Source organism: Bradyrhizobium sp. HKCCYLRH3059 (assembly GCF_051168035.1).
In the GTDB taxonomy this organism is placed as follows: Bacteria; Pseudomonadota; Alphaproteobacteria; order Rhizobiales; family Xanthobacteraceae; genus Bradyrhizobium.
In genome coordinates this window covers 81,391-95,849 of sequence record NZ_JBNPUF010000012.1, presented here as the reverse complement: position 1 = coordinate 95,849, position 14,459 = coordinate 81,391, and the positions used below count along the sequence as shown (strand labels likewise).

Below are 14,459 nucleotides of genomic sequence, written 5' to 3'. Positions count from 1 at the left end.
AACCTGTTGTTCGAACGTTTATCCCGATCAGCGAGGTTTAAGGTTGCGTTAATCGGCGTCGGCGAGAGTGCCCCGATTCGAGACAGATAGTCGTAGCGTGCAAGGAAAGCCATGGCTGCCAGCATTTTGATTGCCGATGATGATCCGGTCCAGCGCCGGCTGGTGGAGAACATGGTGCAGAAATGCGGCTACGAGGCGGTCGTCGTCGAGACCGGCGACGCCGTCATCGAGAAGCTGACGAATCCTGATGCCGGCCCCATCGACGCCATCGTGCTCGACCTCGTGATGCCCGGCCTCGACGGCATGGGCGTGCTCTCCAAGATGCGCGAGACGGGGATCTCGATACCCGTGATCGTGCAGACCGCGCATGGCGGCATCGACAACGTGGTCTCCGCGATGCGCGCCGGCGCGCAGGATTTCGTCGTCAAGCCGGTCGGCATCGAGCGGCTCCAGGTCTCCCTGCGCAATGCGCTCAATACCTCGGCCCTGAAGGGCGAATTGCAGCGCATCCGGCACAGCCGCGAGGGGCGCCTGACCTTCGCGGACATCATCACCCGCGCCGAGGCGATGGCGCCGATCCTGCGCATCGCGGAGAAGGCCGCGGCTTCGTCGATTCCCGTGCTGATCGAAGGCGAATCGGGCGTCGGCAAGGAGCTGTTCGCCCGCGCGATCCACGGCACCAGCGAGCGCAAGACGAAGCCGTTCGTCGCCGTCAATTGCGGCGCGATCCCGGACAATCTGGTGGAATCGATCCTGTTCGGCCACGAGAAGGGCGCATTCACCGGCGCGACCGAGCGTCACATGGGCAAGTTCGTCGAAGCCCATGGCGGCACGCTGTTCCTCGACGAGGTCTCGGAGCTGCCGCTCACCGCCCAGGTCAAGCTGCTGCGCGCCCTGCAGGAGGGCGCCGTGGAAGCCGTCGGCGGCCGCAAGCCGGTCAAGGTCGACGTGCGCATCATCTCGGCGACCAATCGCAGGCTGCTCGACCGCGTCAAGGAAGGCCACTTCCGCGAGGATCTGTTCTACCGGCTGCATGTGCTGCCGCTCACCGTTCCGCCACTGCGCACCCGCCGCGAGGACATCCCGCATCTGTTGCGGCATTTCCTCGCGCGGTTTGCGGCTGAGGAGAACCGCGCCATTTCGGGCATCACCGGCGAGGCCGTCGCCTATCTGACCAAGCTCGACTGGCCCGGCAATATCCGCCAGCTGGAAAACGCGGTCTACCGCGCCGTCGTCATGGGCGAGAGCGACCAGCTCGGCGTTGCCGATTTTCCGCTGATTCCCACCCACGCGCCGCCGGTGGAGCCTGCGCCGGCCCTCACCGTGGAGCGGCCCGTTCCTCCCCTGCCTGCGATGGTGCCGGGGAGTGAAGTCCCCATTGCCCCCCTGCCCTCGCATGGGTTCCTGCCGCTGCTCACCGCAAGCGGCGAGGTGCGGCCGCTCGAGGAGATGGAGCATGAGATCATCCGTTTCGCCATCGCCCATTACCGCGGCCAGATGTCTGAGGTGGCGCGCCGCCTCAAAATCGGACGCTCGACGCTCTACCGCAAGCTCGACGAGGCCAATGGCGAGACGCCCGCGACGGAAAGCCCGCCGCTTGGCTGAGCCGCTCGGATCCTCACCATGGTCGCGCTCGGCTGTCGTCCGAAAAAGGCCGCAAGTCTTGGCAACACTGGAACATCTGAACCGTTGCCTTGCGGTGACAGACAAAGGAAATAACGCGTGGCACAAACGCACGATCGGTTTGGCCGGGGTTTCCCAAGAGTCAGTTTGTCGTGAGTTGTCCCGTGTGGCGCTGGCCGCAGAAGTGGGGCTTGAGTATCGTTTGGGCGTGAATCATTGCGTGCAGACGTGAACCATCCTCACCGGCGGTACCGACGCCGAAGCTGGCAGATCGACCTTGTTACACCTGTTCCAGCCGGGACAGATCATCCGAGGGATTGACGATGCGAGATTGTGTGACCACCCGTGGCGGATATGACCGCGTGCTCATGGCTGTCGCGGCGACCTTCCTCGCGGTGTCCTCGACCTCTGCTTTCGCCCAGAGCGATCCGCCCCGCAGCAGCGCGGCCGAGCTCGCCATCGATGCTGCGATCCCGTTCCCCGAGCCGGCCAACGTGCCGCCGCCGACCGCCAGCGACTTCAAACTCGACACCACCGCCACCGTGTCGCCCGACCCGGCCAAGGCGCCGGAGACGACGACCAAGCCGCTCGACTCTGCCGCGGCGCCTGCGGCCGATCCCGCCAAGACCATCGCCACACCGCCTGCAGCAGCCCCTGCGACCGCGACAGTCCCAGAGCCGGTCAAGGCCGCCAGCACCGTTCCCGCCGCCGATCAGCCGGTTGCCGACCGTCTGCGCGACCTGATGGCGACCAAGGCGACAAGGTATTTCGACCGCAAGGCCGAACGCGCCGCCGTCGAGAAATTCTACATCGGCCGCGACTACGCGCCGATCTGGACCCAGGGCGGCAACCTGACGGCCGCCGCGAAGGGCGTCATCGCCCGTCTCAAGGATGCAGCAGCCGATGGCCTCAATCCCGGCGACTATCCGGTGCCGGACTTCGCGGCCGCAGCCTCCGCACCGGACGCACTGGCGGAGGCCGATCTCAGGCTCACCGAGAGCATGATGGACTACGCCCGCCAGGCGCAGAGCGGCCGCATGCACTGGTCGCAGGTCTCGGCGGACATCCAGTATCCCGAGCACCCGATCGACCCGAACGAGGTGCTGGCCAACGTCACCGGCGCCAAGGACGCCTCCGCGGCGCTGGAGAGCTACAACCCGCCGCACCGGCTCTACAAGCTGTTGAAGGCCAAGCTTGCCGAGCTGCGCGGCGTCACCGACGGCGCGCCCGTCATCATCGACGAAGGCCAGCCGCTGAAATACACCCCGGCCCGCGGCAAGAATGCGCAGGAAGCCGAGGCGCAGATGTCCGACCCGCGCGTGCCCAAGCTGCGCGCCAAGCTCGGTCTCACCGAGAATGCCGACGACATCCGCTACGACGCCAAGGTCGCCGCCGCCGTCCGCAAGTTCCAGGAGAGTGTCGACCTCAAGCCGACCGGGGTGCTCGACGACCGCACCGTGAAGGCACTGAACACGCCCAAGCGTGACAAGCAGATCGATACGGTCCTCGTCAACATGGAGCGCTGGCGCTGGTTGCCGCGCGACCTCGGCGCGCCGGCGATCGGCGACGCCTATGTGATCCTCAACATCCCCGACTACACGCTGAAGGTGATGCAGCACGGCGCGCAGGTGTGGACCACCCGCGTGGTGACCGGCAAGCCCGGACAGCATGCGACGCCGCTGCTCAGCGAGACGATGAAGTTCATCACGGTCAATCCGACCTGGAACGTGCCGCCGTCGATCATCTACAACGAGTATCTGCCGGCGCTGCAGCAGGACCCGACCGTGCTGGACCGCATGGGCCTGCGGCTGGAGCGCGCGCGCGACGGCTCGATCCACATCTCGCAGCCGCCGGGCGAGGCCAACGCGCTCGGCCGCATCCGCTTCAACTTCCCGAACAAGTTCCTGGTCTATCAGCACGATACGCCTGACAAGAACCTGTTCGCCCGTGAAGAGCGCGCCTTCAGCCACGGCTGCATGCGCGTGCAGTATCCGGATCAGTACGCGTCGGTGCTGCTCAACATCACCATGCCGAACGAGCGCTACACGCCCGAGCGCATCCGCAGCATGTACGGCCGAAGCGAGATCGACCTGAAATTCCCGACGCCGATCCCGGTCAACATCACCTACCAGACCGCCTTCGTCGACGAAGCCGGCAAGCTGCAATTCCGCAAGGACATCTATGGCCGCGACGCCACCATGATCGCGATCCTGAAGAACAACCGCGGCAAGGATCTCGAGAACGTCGTCGCCCACGCCCAACCCAGCTACGCGCGTCCGAAGGGGGCGCTGCCGAACTCGGTCAGCCTCAGCGACAACAGCTTCTCCTCCGGCCCGAACTTCTTCGAGCGTCTGTTCGGTGGCGGTGGCCCGCCGACGCCGCCGGCGCCGGTCGGCCGCCCTGCCCGGCGTGTCTTCACCCGCTGATCGGGCCGCCGATCACGGTCACAATTTCCATTTGGAGATCAAAGGCCTCGCCGATCGGCGGGGCCTTTGCTTTAGGTTAACCACAAGGATCAACCAAGATTCGATGGCTCTTTTTCGCCACACTCAAGAGTATATGTTAAGGGTAATTGGGGGGCGGGCCGGTCAGTATCCCTTAACCATCCCGCCTTAGGTAAGCGTTTCCTCTCTCTTCCGCCGGACGGGCCGCAAGAGGGTAATCGAGTAAACGCTCGTCGACGGGGTGGGCTGCATCTTGCTGTCTGTTTTCGCGCGCCAATCTGTTTCGCTCACGAGGGCGGGTTGGAAGGCTGGATGCCAATGCGGGCTGGCGGCGCTGCTGCTGCTCATCGGCGCCGGCTCGGTGCATGACGCAGCGGCGCTGAATGAAACCCACACCCTCTCCTTCCACCACACCCATTCCGGCGAGGACCTGACGGTCACCTTCAAGCGCGAGGGCCGCTATGACGAAGACGCGCTGAAGAAGCTCAATCACTTCCTCCGCGACTGGCGTACCCAGGACGAGACGGTCATGGACCGCCGCCTGTTCGACATCCTCTGGGAAGTCTATCGCGACGTCGACGCCAAGCAGCCGATCCAGATCATCTCGTCGTACCGGTCGCCCGCCACCAATTCGATGCTGCGCCGTCGCTCGGCGCATTCCGGTGTGGCGCGGCATAGCCAGCACATGCTGGGCCACGCGATGGATTTCTACATTCCCAATGTGCCGCTGGAGCAGATCCGCTTCGCCGGCCTGCGCCTGCAGCGCGGCGGTGTCGGCTTCTATCCGACCTCCGGCTCGCCCTTCGTGCACCTCGACACCGGCAACATCCGGCACTGGCCGCGGATGACGGCCGACCAGCTCGCCCGCGTCTTCCCCGACGGAAAGACCGTTCACGTGCCGAGCAACGGCGTTCCGCTCAAGGGCTATGAGCTGGCGAAGGCCGAGATCGAGAAACGCGGCAATGGCGATGACGCGTCGTCCAGCCGCCCCAACCTGTTTGCACGGCTGTTCCGCGGTCGTCCGAGCGAGGATGACGACGAGTCTGGCGAGAGCGAGAGCAAGGCCGACGCCAAGCCGGTCCAAACCGCGGCACTCGCCGCCAAGCCGGCTGACAAGAGCTCCGACAAGGACAGCCGGACCGCCGAGCGAGCGGTGGACAGCAAAGCCGCCACCGCGCGTGGCAAGATCGCCAATGCGCTGCAGCTGGCCTCCGCGGATGCGCAATCTGCCGCTCAGCCCGTGGCGACCAAGCCCGAGACGAAGTCCGAAACGACGGGTGCTGTCGGCAGCAAATCCAGGGACGGCGCGCCGCAGAGCGTCGCCGACATCATCAATTCGCGCGGCTTCTGGGGTGACAATCCTGGGACGCCGAAGCAGGCAACCCCCGAGCAGGTTGCCGCGATCACGGCGCGCCGTGCGCTGTCGTCGATCGATCAGCAACAGACCGCGAGCCTGATGCAGGCCATGGCCTTCGCGCCCCCGGCCTCCTCTCCGCTCGATCGCGCCAATGCCGCCTCCACGACCGCCATCCCGGTGCGAAACTCCCGCCCGGCGACCCGCAGCGTCACGCCGGCGCCGGAGCCCGCCCCGGTGGCGGCGAAGAACGGGCAAGGTCAGGACGGCGCCATCACGATGGCGACGCGAATCTCGGCGGCCAAGGGCCCCGATTCGACCTGGATGCGGGCCATCATGCTGACGCCGAGCGCATCGTCATCGATGTCCGTGACGAAAATGGGCGACGTGGACCTCACCGCGATGCGCAGCTATTTCGTCAAGCCGCAGGTCGCGCTGGCGATGAGCTTCGCCGCCGAGCCGACGCCGGGACTGAGCTATGACCAGTTCACAGGGCCGGCGATCATCAAGCTCGAAACCAAATCCTTCGCCATGCGCGCGGCAGCCTTGCGCTAACGCCGCTGTGGCCGGCTCGTCGTTCTCCTCAGCATTGACGCGTTTGGAGTGCGGCGTCGATCGCCGCAGCACGCGCATGCCGCCGGCGCGCCGAGCCGAATCGCGAGAAAGCGAATGCCCCGTCAGGGGCCGGCGGAGGTCTCCTGCGGGTAAGCGAGGCCGGCTGCTCAGATCATTCCGAGCGCCTGCATATAGGTCTCGAGGATGCTTTCCTCTTCCTGCCGCTCGTTCGGGTCCTGCTTGCGCAGCCGGATGATCGTGCGCAGCGCCTTGACGTCGAAGCCATTGCCCTTGCTCTCGGCGTAGACGTCCTTGATGTCTTCGGAGATCGCCTTCTTCTCCTCCTCGAGACGCTCGATCCGCTCGATGATCGACTTGAGCTGGTCTACGGCAAAGCGGGTCGCGGGCGAGTCGTCGTCCTTCGCGGCGGCGGAGGTGGCCATCTGATACTCCTGAGTGGAACTCTGTGTCCAAGGAAGGCGCCAAAGGGCGCTGCGTGTTCGCCGCGAACCCTCAAATCTGGCGTGCCCTGCGTCAAGGCGACATCGACCTCATCCACAGAGCGCCCACATCTTGTTGGCCTGCGCAGCGTCAAGCCCGCGCAAGCCGCCCGCGCCACTTGTGTTTCGTCGCCATCGCGCGCAGCACCCGATTCGCCGTTCGAAGCCCCTGCCAAGTCTGGACTCGCGCGCGCAGGGCAACACAGCGCGTCTCCTGCGCGCTCGTTCCGGATTCAGTGGCCCGGATGCGCCTTCTTGAACGCTTCGTGCTGCTCGGCGCTCGCCTCGCGCTGGTACTTCGCCTTCCATTGCTCGTAGGGCATGCCATAGACCGCCTCGCGGCTCTCGTCCCTGGTCATTGGCGCCCCCTGGGCGTCGGCGGCGTCCTTCAGCCAGTTGGAGAGGCAGTTGCGGCAGAAGCCTGCCAGGTTCATCAGATCGATGTTCTGAACGTCGGTTCTGGTCCGCAGATGCTCGACGAGCCGGCGAAAGGCGGCGGCTTCGAGCTCGGTCCGGGTGGTGCTGTCCATCGTCATCTCTTTGTTCCCTGTTCCGCGCCGTGACGGATGTCTGCTATATAATGAGGCTTCGTCGCAGATTTGGCCATATCGCAGCACCGTCAGGAGGAGCGAGGCGCTGGATCGCAGCGGCTTCGCACGAGATCGTCATGGCGTTGATGGCCGCAGCCAAGCCCAGCGACATCGTTCAACGGTTGATATAGCGTCGCGCAATGATCCCGAAAATCTCCTCTCTCTTGCATCGCAATCCCTTCCGCCCCGGTTACGGACTGCTTTCGCTGCTTGGGTTGGCCGCGCTCTGTCTGTGGTCGTCCCCGGCGGCCGCCGATTTTCGGCTCTGCAACAACACCTCCAGCCGGGTCGGGATCGCCCTCGGCTACAAGGACGCCGAAGGCTGGACCACGGAAGGCTGGTGGAACGTGTCGTCACGCAGCTGCGAGACGCTGCTCAAGGGCACGCTGGTGGCGCGCTATTATTACATCTATGCGCTGGACTATGACCGCGGCGGTGAATGGTCGGGACAGGCCTTCATGTGCTCGCGTGACAAGGAATTCACCATCAAGGGCACCGACAATTGCCTGGCCCGAGGCTTCGACCGCACCGGCTTCTTCGAGGTCGACACCGGCGACCAGCGCGCCTGGACCGTGCAGCTCACGGAGGCCAATGAGCAGCCGGCGCAGCAGCGCGTTCCGGGTATCCCGGGCACGCTCGGGCCCGGAGGCAACGTCCCCGGTCTGCCGAATGGGCCGCAGGGCACGCCGCCGGCGGCCGCGCCGGCCCTGCCGCCAGGGCAAGCACCCAAGCCATGAGGCGGCTGCGACGCATCAAGATCCTCGCCACGCTCGGTCCCGCCTCCTCGGACAGCACGATGATTCGCAAGCTGTTCGAGGCCGGAGCCGACATCTTCAGGATCAACATGAGCCACACCTCGCACGACAAGTTGCGGGAGCTGGTGGCCACGATCCGCAGCGTGGAGGCGAGCTACGGCCGCCCGATCGGCATTCTGGTCGACCTCCAGGGCCCGAAGCTCAGGCTCGGCACCTTCGCCGAGGGCCCGGTTCAGCTCAACAACGGCCAGAGCTTCGTGCTCGATTCGGACAAGACGCCGGGCGATGTGACGCGGGTCCACCTGCCGCATCCGGAAATCCTGGCCGCCCTGCAGCCGGGACATGCGCTGCTGCTGGATGACGGCAAGGTGCGGCTGATCGCCGAGGAGACCTCGCCGACCCGCGCCGTCACCCGGGTCGTGATCGGCGGCAGGATGTCCGACCGCAAGGGCGTGAGCCTGCCGGACACCGACCTGCCGGTCTCGGCGATGACGCCGAAGGACCGCGCCGACCTCGATGCAGCCTTGAACGTCGGCATCGACTGGATCGCGCTGTCCTTCGTGCAGCGCGCGGACGACGTGCTGGAAGCCAAGAAGATCATCCGCGGCCGCGCCGCGGTGATGTCCAAGATCGAGAAGCCGCAGGCGATCGACCGGCTCAACGACATCATCGATGTCTCCGATGCCTTGATGGTGGCGCGCGGCGATCTCGGCGTCGAGCTGCCGCTGGAGCGCGTGCCCGGACTGCAGAAGCAGATGACCCGGCTGGCGCGCCGCGCCGGCAAGCCGGTGGTGGTGGCAACGCAGATGCTGGAATCGATGATCCAGTCGCCGGTGCCGACCCGCGCCGAGGTCTCCGACGTCGCCACCGCCGTCTATGAAGGCGCCGACGCCATCATGCTGTCGGCCGAGTCGGCCGCCGGCAAATACCCGGTCGAGGCGGTCTCGACCATGAACCGCATTGGCGAGGAGGTCGAGCGCGACGTGGTCTATCGCTCGGTGATCGCGGCGCAGCGTCCCGAGCCGGAATCGACCGCGGGCGATGCGATCGCCGAGGCCGCGCGGCGGATCGCGGAAAATCTCGATCTTCCTACGATCATCTGCTGGACCTCGTCCGGCTCCACCGCCATCCGTGTCGCGCGCGAGCGGCCGAAGCCGCCGGTGGTCGCGATCACGCCCAACCTGGCGACCGGGCGCCGCTTGTCGGTCGTCTGGGGCGTGCACTGCGTGGTGGCCGAGGACGCGCGCGACCAGGACGACATGGTCGAGCGCGCCGGCTCGATCGCGTTCCGCGACGGCTTCGTCCGCGCCGGACAGCGCGTCATCATCGTCGCCGGCGTGCCGCTCGGCACGCCCGGCACCACGAACATGGTGCGGATCGCCTATGTCGGGCCGTCGAGCGACGCCCATATCTGAGACGACCTATTGGGTCGTATCGATCGCACCCAATCCGGCCGTCGACGGGGGCTTGAGCCGCGCGATCACCGGACAGGCCTCGATGGCAATGCCGGCGGCGCCAGGAATGCGCTCGCAGCCACGCGACGCATCGATCTGGAGGTCGTAGTCGGCGAGCACCTCGAGCCGCGGCGGGTTGTCGGCCGGGCTTCTGGACAGATACAGCGCCCATACGCCTCCCGGCAGCGGGTTGGCCAGGCCGTTGCGAACCCGGCGGTCAAGCACGCCGCCAGGCACGATCGGCACCACGAGCTCGGACAACTGATAGACGCGCGAGCCCTGTGGCAGGAACGACGTGACGTAGCCGAGCGGCTTCTGCAGCAGCAGGAATGTCGCCGGACGCTGCAGGTTGGCCGCGAGCTGCGGCCGATAGGGGTCCGACCACGACCGCCGCATCCAGTCGGTCGGCTGCGACGCCAGCGCGATGCCGAGCGCGGCCATCACCGTGACGGCTTGCGTCATCCGCCGCGACGGTGACACGTCCAGGCCAGAGCCCGCCTGCCAGGAATCGATCAGGCGGATGAGCAGCAGGACGATCAGCGGCGCCGACAACAGCTCGAGCGGCATCAGATAGCGTTGGATCGAGAAGGCCAGCATCCACAGGACGTAGCTGAGCCAGAAGAAGATCAGGAGGCGACGCTCGCGCAGCGGCAGCACCTCGCGCCGCCGCCACAGGCCGGTGACGATCAGCGCGACGAGCAGCACGATGACGATGGCGAAGCGCGGATCGCGGAACGGCCATTCCGACGAGGGATGCTTGCCGATCACCCAATAGAATGGATAGGCGAGCGCATCGAGCAGTCCCTGCGGCATGAAGCGCGTATCGACGATCGAGGCCTGCGGCGCTTCGGGCGAACGGAAGATCGTGTTGTAGAACGGAAACAGCGGGCTGCCGTAGTCGCGCGCCATCTTCAGCGCCCACGGCCCCGCGGTCACGATCGCGCCGGCCGCACTGCCGGCCCCGAACGCGACGATCGCGCGCCACGGCCGCGCCACCAGCAGCAGCGACACGCCCGCTCCGACCAGAAACGTCGCATTGGTGAGCTTCAATCCCGTGGCCGCGCCGATCAGCAGGCCCGCGGCGACGAAACGGCGGCCGCGCGCGTCATCTTCCCCGAAGATCAGCGCGATGCCGGCGAGGATCGGAATGGTCGTCAGAATGTCGGCGAAGCTGGTGCCGACCTCGGACAGCGCCATCGGACTGAGGGCGGCGATGATGAGCGCGGCGCTGAGCGTGGACGCGTCAGCCGCGCGCCCGAGCAGCACGCGCGCGACCCAATAGACCAGCGCGAGATTGAGGCCGTGCAGCGCGCCCAGCGCGACGCCCCACCACGGCGCCTCGAGCCCGTGGCGGACCGCGTAAGGCAGCAGGTAGATCAGCGGATTGAGGAAGCTCTGAAAGCCGCCGGGCGCCACATCGACATCGAAGCGGCCGTGCAGCAGCGCGAAGCCGGCATAGTCGTGATAGTTCTGCCAGTCCCAGTTGATATCCTCACCGGCGAGATACGCATAGACGGCGCCGGCGGCGGCCGATCCGGCGATGACGAGGCGCGTCGCCAGAGGGTTGCGTGCAATCGACATCGTCCGAGGAGGCACCTGGAGTGAGGCAAGGGCGGCCTTCTCGCGGCGCGCCAGCCCCCACCATCGCCGCGACGGGTGAATCCTTGCTTAAGCGCGGCCTTGCCCGACAGGCATGGGTGACGCGGACTACGCGCCGACCAGGTTCCTGACCGGCAGCACGGCCTGCACGACGAGACCGCGCGCACGCGCATCCATGACGCCGACCGCGCGCAGCGCCAGCAGGGTGACCGCCTGAACGGTGTCGCGGAGTTTGGCAGGGTCGTCGGGATTCTCGGTCGCCAGCGGCCCCACCAGCGCCTCGTGCAGCGCGCCGAGCAGCGCGGTCGCGGCCAACTGGGTGTCCTGCGCCGGAAGGTGGCCGGCACGGACGGCCGCGTCGATCCGCGAGGCGATCTCGCCGACGATCTCGCGGCGGCTCGCGATCCGTGACGCCGTCACGTCGACGTCGACCGGCTCGGCCAGGATACCCCAGGCAAGCTTGCGCTGCGACAGGATGTGCACTGCCACCGTGGATACCGCGGCAGCCAGGGCCGAGGACGGACCGGGCGCGGCATCGGCGGCGCGCCGGACGGCAGCGAGTTCGTCGCGCGAGACTTCCGCGATCAGCTCCGAGATCAGATCGGCCTTGGAAGGAAAGTAGCGATAGACGGTGCCGGCTGCGACATTGGCCCGGATCGCCACCGGGGCGATCTGGACGGCCGACATGCCGCCTTCTGCAGCAGTCTCGCGAGCGGCTGCCAGAATCGCACTGCGGCGGGCCGCCAGCCGCTTCACGACCTGATGGGTTCGCCGATAGACCATGGCGTTTCTCGTCCCGGACGCGCTCGTCCAGGGCACCCGGCGAACGCTGGTTCAGTGTTTTTGGAGGATCGACCTCACAAATGGCTGGGAAGAACTGAACACTTGTTCACGCGATAAGACAAGAGAAATCATGACCCTGTGCTGCGCGATCGATGCGTCAGGCGTGCGCGAGCGCCATGCCGGCGGGCGCCGGCTGCCGACGCCACCACGAGCCGGCGCGCGCCAGCACCAAGCCGGCCATGATCAGATTGGCGGCGAGCCCAAGCGGAATCCCGGACAGCATGAACGTGATCTGAAGCGCCGCGATGCCGCCGAGCGCGGGCAGCTCGTAGCGGCGAAAGCCCTCGGCGAGGCCGATCCGCACCAGCCACGCCACGGCGATGGCCTGAACCATCATGTCGTACATGAACAGATAAGGCGTCGTCAGCAGCAGTCCGACGGCCAGCGCGGCCGCCTTCAGAGCATAGCGCACGGGGCTGCGCCACAGCATCACCAGCACGATCGCAACGGCCGCGGTCAGCACCCATTGGAAGGTCCAGCCGAGCGCTTCCGAGCCGCCGAAATAGCGTACCAGCGAAAACAGGCTCTGCAGCTTCCACCAGGTCGCCTTGCCCTCGGTCAGGAACGCCTGCGAGAACATCGGCAGCCAATGCAAGAAGGCCTGCCAACTCTCCAACCCGAAGGCGAGCCATGACAGCAGCGCCAGCACGATGGCGGTGACGCTCGCAGAGATGAAGGCTGTCCAGCGCTGGGTGGCGATCAGCACGATCGGGAAGAGCAGGCCATATTGCGGCTTGTAGGTCAGCAGGCCGAGACAGATCCCCGCCAGCACCGGCCGCACCGGCAGCAGATAGAGTGTGCCGCCGACGAGCGCGGCGGTGAGGCATCCGTTCTGCCCGACCAGAGCGTTCGAGAACAGGGCCGGAAAGCCGGCTGCGAGCAGCAGGCCGAAGCCGCGGCCGACGATCGCGCGCATCGCGAGCGCATAGGGAACGAAGCTGGCATAGACCCAGCCGACAAAGGCGAGCGTGTAGGGAAATTGCGCCAGGAACGCCGCGACGAACAGGAATGGCGGCGGGTAGTGCCAGGCGAAGTAGCCCGGAAAATCCTGCCGCAGCAGAGCGAGCTCGACCTGGCGCTGCACGTCCCAGTCCCAGGCCAGCGCCGGATGTCCCTGCAGCGCGAGCTTGCCGGCCGCCCAGACATTGACGAAGTCCGTCGGAATGCCGAGCCCGGCCTGGTCCCAGATCCAGGTGCCCGACCACAGTCCGGCCGGGAAGAACGAGGCGTTGATGCAGGCGAGCGCAAAGCAGGCCGCGAACAGGCCGAGCGGAACGTCACGACGCTGCGATGGGATCGCGGCGGCATCAGGATTGTCGGCCATCTGGACCTCGCCCCGCGCTGCATGGATGCATTCCCGATCGAGACATAGGCGCGGACGCTTGAAGAAGGCTTAAACGCGGGCAACGGCGCGCGACTGCCGGCGCCGCACCGATTGTTTACTCGCAAACTGTATCGCAGGGTCCGAATGCAACCAACGGCGGCAGGCCGGGGAGATCCCATGTTCGTTCATCGCGCTCTCATCGCACTGCTCGTCTGCGTCATTTGGCCGGCCGCAACCCGCGCCCAGGACAAGGGGCCCGTGCGCGTCTCCTCCGACGTCAGCTATGAATATCTGGCCCGCTGGGACGTCGCCCGGCTGAACACCATCCTCACCGTCGACACGCCGAAATTCGCGGGTCTTTCGGTGACCTACACCCCGGCCCGCAACGCCGTCCGGCTCTATCGCGTCACCTATGCGTCCGTCATCCCCGAGCGCGGAAACAAGCCGATCACGGCGAGCGGCCTGCTCGCAGTGCCCGAGACCGGCGAGACCAGCCTGCCGATGGTGTCCTATCAGCACGGCACGGTGTACGGGAAGCAGGAGGTGCCGTCGTTTCCGGAGCAGTCGCCCGAGACCCAGCTGATGATCGCGCAGTTCGCGGGACAAGGCTATCTGCTGATCGGCGCCGACTATTTCGGGATGGGCATCTCGACCGAGCCAGAAGGCTACATGGTGAAGGCCAGCCATCAGCAGGCCACCTACGACATGCTGCGGGCGAGCCGCGCCGTGCTCGACCAGATGAAGCTGACGAGCGCCAGGCTCGACATCGCCGGCTGGTCGCAAGGCGGCTTCGTGACCATGGCCTTTCTCGAGAAGCTCGAAAGCGCCGGCGCGCCGGTGACGGCGGCGGCGACCGCGAGCGCCCCTGTCGACGTGTCCGTGGCGCTCAACGGCTTCCTCAGCTTCCCGCGCAAGAACGACGCCGCCTGGGTCAATTCGCTGTTCATCCTGTCGGCGTTCGCGTTCGAGAACTACTATGCGGTGCCGGGGCTGGCGCGCTCGGTGATCAGCGACAGCTACTACGATGTGGCGCGCAAGGCCTATGAGCGCGAGCCCTTCAACGTCGCCGACGTCCCGACCGATCTGCACAAGCTGCTCAAGCCCGACTATTTCGATGCGGAGTATTTCGCGGCGTCGGCCTACGGCCGCCTGGTCGCGCAGACGCAGGCCTATCGCTGGATCATCAAGACGCCGGTGCGCAACTATTACGGTGAGACCGACGAGGCGATCTCGACCGGTCTCGGCCGCCTGGCGATGACCTACCAGCAGGCGATCGGGGCCGGTAACAGCAAGGTCGAGGCGGTGTCGACGGGACCGACCAGCCATCGCGGCACGTTCGCGACCGCCGTCCCGCAGTGGAAGGCCTGGTTCGACAAGCCGTGATGCGCGCGGCGCCGCTGGATGCGGTCCGCGGCAAC

Annotated in this window: 11 protein-coding genes; 6 read left to right on the top strand and 5 right to left on the bottom strand. The window is 66.6% G+C overall.

Features of this window, described 5'->3' with window-relative positions; all coding sequences use genetic code 11:
* The first annotated feature begins 111 nt into the window (after positions 1 to 111).
* From ACQR13_RS29540 to ACQR13_RS29530, 3 genes are all read left to right on the top strand, one after another.
* Positions 112 to 1,605, top strand: coding sequence for a sigma-54-dependent transcriptional regulator (locus tag ACQR13_RS29540; protein ID WP_316186040.1), 1,494 nt, complete (start codon positions 112 to 114; stop codon positions 1,603 to 1,605).
* 386 nt (positions 1,606 to 1,991) lie between these two features.
* Complete coding sequence (locus tag ACQR13_RS29535; protein WP_315754013.1) at positions 1,992 to 4,049, top strand: L,D-transpeptidase family protein; 2,058 nt, start codon at positions 1,992 to 1,994, stop codon at positions 4,047 to 4,049.
* A gap of 271 nt (positions 4,050 to 4,320) precedes the next feature.
* Complete coding sequence (locus ACQR13_RS29530) at positions 4,321 to 5,976, top strand: DUF882 domain-containing protein (RefSeq protein WP_315753925.1); 1,656 nt, start codon at positions 4,321 to 4,323, stop codon at positions 5,974 to 5,976.
* Between the two features lie 167 nt (positions 5,977 to 6,143).
* Here ACQR13_RS29530 and ACQR13_RS29525 read toward each other — a convergent pair whose 3' ends face one another.
* Together ACQR13_RS29525 and ACQR13_RS29520 are read right to left on the bottom strand one after the other, a co-directional pair.
* The gene (locus ACQR13_RS29525; RefSeq protein WP_008961835.1) at positions 6,144 to 6,419 is read right to left on the bottom strand and encodes a DUF2312 domain-containing protein; all 276 of its coding nucleotides are present in this window, start codon (positions 6,417 to 6,419) and stop codon (positions 6,144 to 6,146) included.
* A gap of 290 nt (positions 6,420 to 6,709) precedes the next feature.
* The gene (locus ACQR13_RS29520) at positions 6,710 to 7,012 is read right to left on the bottom strand and encodes a DUF1244 domain-containing protein (RefSeq protein ID WP_315717569.1); all 303 of its coding nucleotides are present in this window, start codon (positions 7,010 to 7,012) and stop codon (positions 6,710 to 6,712) included.
* Between the two features lie 194 nt (positions 7,013 to 7,206).
* Between ACQR13_RS29520 and ACQR13_RS29515 the strand changes: the two genes are divergently transcribed.
* Both ACQR13_RS29515 and pyk read left to right on the top strand, forming a co-directional pair.
* A complete protein-coding gene (locus ACQR13_RS29515) occupies positions 7,207 to 7,803 on the top strand; it encodes a DUF1036 domain-containing protein (protein ID WP_315717570.1) in 597 nt (198 codons plus the stop codon).
* The gene (gene pyk / locus ACQR13_RS29510) at positions 7,800 to 9,236 is read left to right on the top strand and encodes a pyruvate kinase (protein ID WP_315753929.1); all 1,437 of its coding nucleotides are present in this window, start codon (positions 7,800 to 7,802) and stop codon (positions 9,234 to 9,236) included. The genes ACQR13_RS29515 and pyk overlap by 4 nt, the downstream gene beginning before the upstream one ends.
* Before the next feature lie 6 nt (positions 9,237 to 9,242).
* On the opposite strand, the gene ACQR13_RS29505 is transcribed toward pyk, so the two are convergent.
* The 3 genes from ACQR13_RS29505 to ACQR13_RS29495 form a co-directional block, all read right to left on the bottom strand.
* Positions 9,243 to 10,856 carry a glycosyltransferase family 87 protein gene (locus ACQR13_RS29505; RefSeq protein ID WP_315753931.1) on the bottom strand — a complete coding sequence of 538 codons (1,614 nt, stop codon included), beginning with the start codon at positions 10,854 to 10,856 and terminating at the stop codon, positions 9,243 to 9,245.
* A 126-nt stretch (positions 10,857 to 10,982) separates the two neighbouring features.
* On the bottom strand, positions 10,983 to 11,657 hold the full coding sequence (locus ACQR13_RS29500; protein WP_315753933.1) for a TetR/AcrR family transcriptional regulator: 675 nt from the start codon (positions 11,655 to 11,657) through the stop codon (positions 10,983 to 10,985).
* Positions 11,658 to 11,814: 157 nt separating this feature from the next.
* Positions 11,815 to 13,041, bottom strand: coding sequence for a glycosyltransferase family 87 protein (locus ACQR13_RS29495; RefSeq protein WP_434863492.1), 1,227 nt, complete (start codon positions 13,039 to 13,041; stop codon positions 11,815 to 11,817).
* Positions 13,042 to 13,218: 177 nt separating this feature from the next.
* Here ACQR13_RS29495 and ACQR13_RS29490 point away from each other — a divergent pair, with 177 nt between their 5' ends.
* Positions 13,219 to 14,424 carry an alpha/beta hydrolase family protein gene (locus tag ACQR13_RS29490; RefSeq protein ID WP_316202636.1) on the top strand — a complete coding sequence of 402 codons (1,206 nt, stop codon included), beginning with the start codon at positions 13,219 to 13,221 and terminating at the stop codon, positions 14,422 to 14,424.
* Positions 14,425 to 14,459 lie beyond the last annotated feature (35 nt).

Excerpts from the sequence above, each read along its gene's own strand:
- ACQR13_RS29540 (WP_316186040.1), top strand. The coding sequence starts at position 112 with ATGGCTGCCAGCATTTTGATTGCCGATGATGATCCGGTCCAGCGCCGG.
- ACQR13_RS29535 (WP_315754013.1), top strand. The coding sequence starts at position 1,992 with ATGGCTGTCGCGGCGACCTTCCTCGCGGTGTCCTCGACCTCTGCTTTC.
- ACQR13_RS29525 (WP_008961835.1), bottom strand. The coding sequence starts at position 6,419 with ATGGCCACCTCCGCCGCCGCGAAGGACGACGACTCGCCCGCGACCCGC.
- ACQR13_RS29520 (WP_315717569.1), bottom strand. The coding sequence starts at position 7,012 with ATGACGATGGACAGCACCACCCGGACCGAGCTCGAAGCCGCCGCCTTT.
- ACQR13_RS29515 (WP_315717570.1), top strand. The coding sequence starts at position 7,207 with ATGATCCCGAAAATCTCCTCTCTCTTGCATCGCAATCCCTTCCGCCCC.
- pyk (WP_315753929.1), top strand. The coding sequence starts at position 7,800 with ATGAGGCGGCTGCGACGCATCAAGATCCTCGCCACGCTCGGTCCCGCC.
- ACQR13_RS29505 (WP_315753931.1), bottom strand. The coding sequence starts at position 10,856 with ATGTCGATTGCACGCAACCCTCTGGCGACGCGCCTCGTCATCGCCGGA.
- ACQR13_RS29500 (WP_315753933.1), bottom strand. The coding sequence starts at position 11,657 with ATGGTCTATCGGCGAACCCATCAGGTCGTGAAGCGGCTGGCGGCCCGC.
- ACQR13_RS29495 (WP_434863492.1), bottom strand. The coding sequence starts at position 13,041 with ATGGCCGACAATCCTGATGCCGCCGCGATCCCATCGCAGCGTCGTGAC.
- ACQR13_RS29490 (WP_316202636.1), top strand. The coding sequence starts at position 13,219 with ATGTTCGTTCATCGCGCTCTCATCGCACTGCTCGTCTGCGTCATTTGG.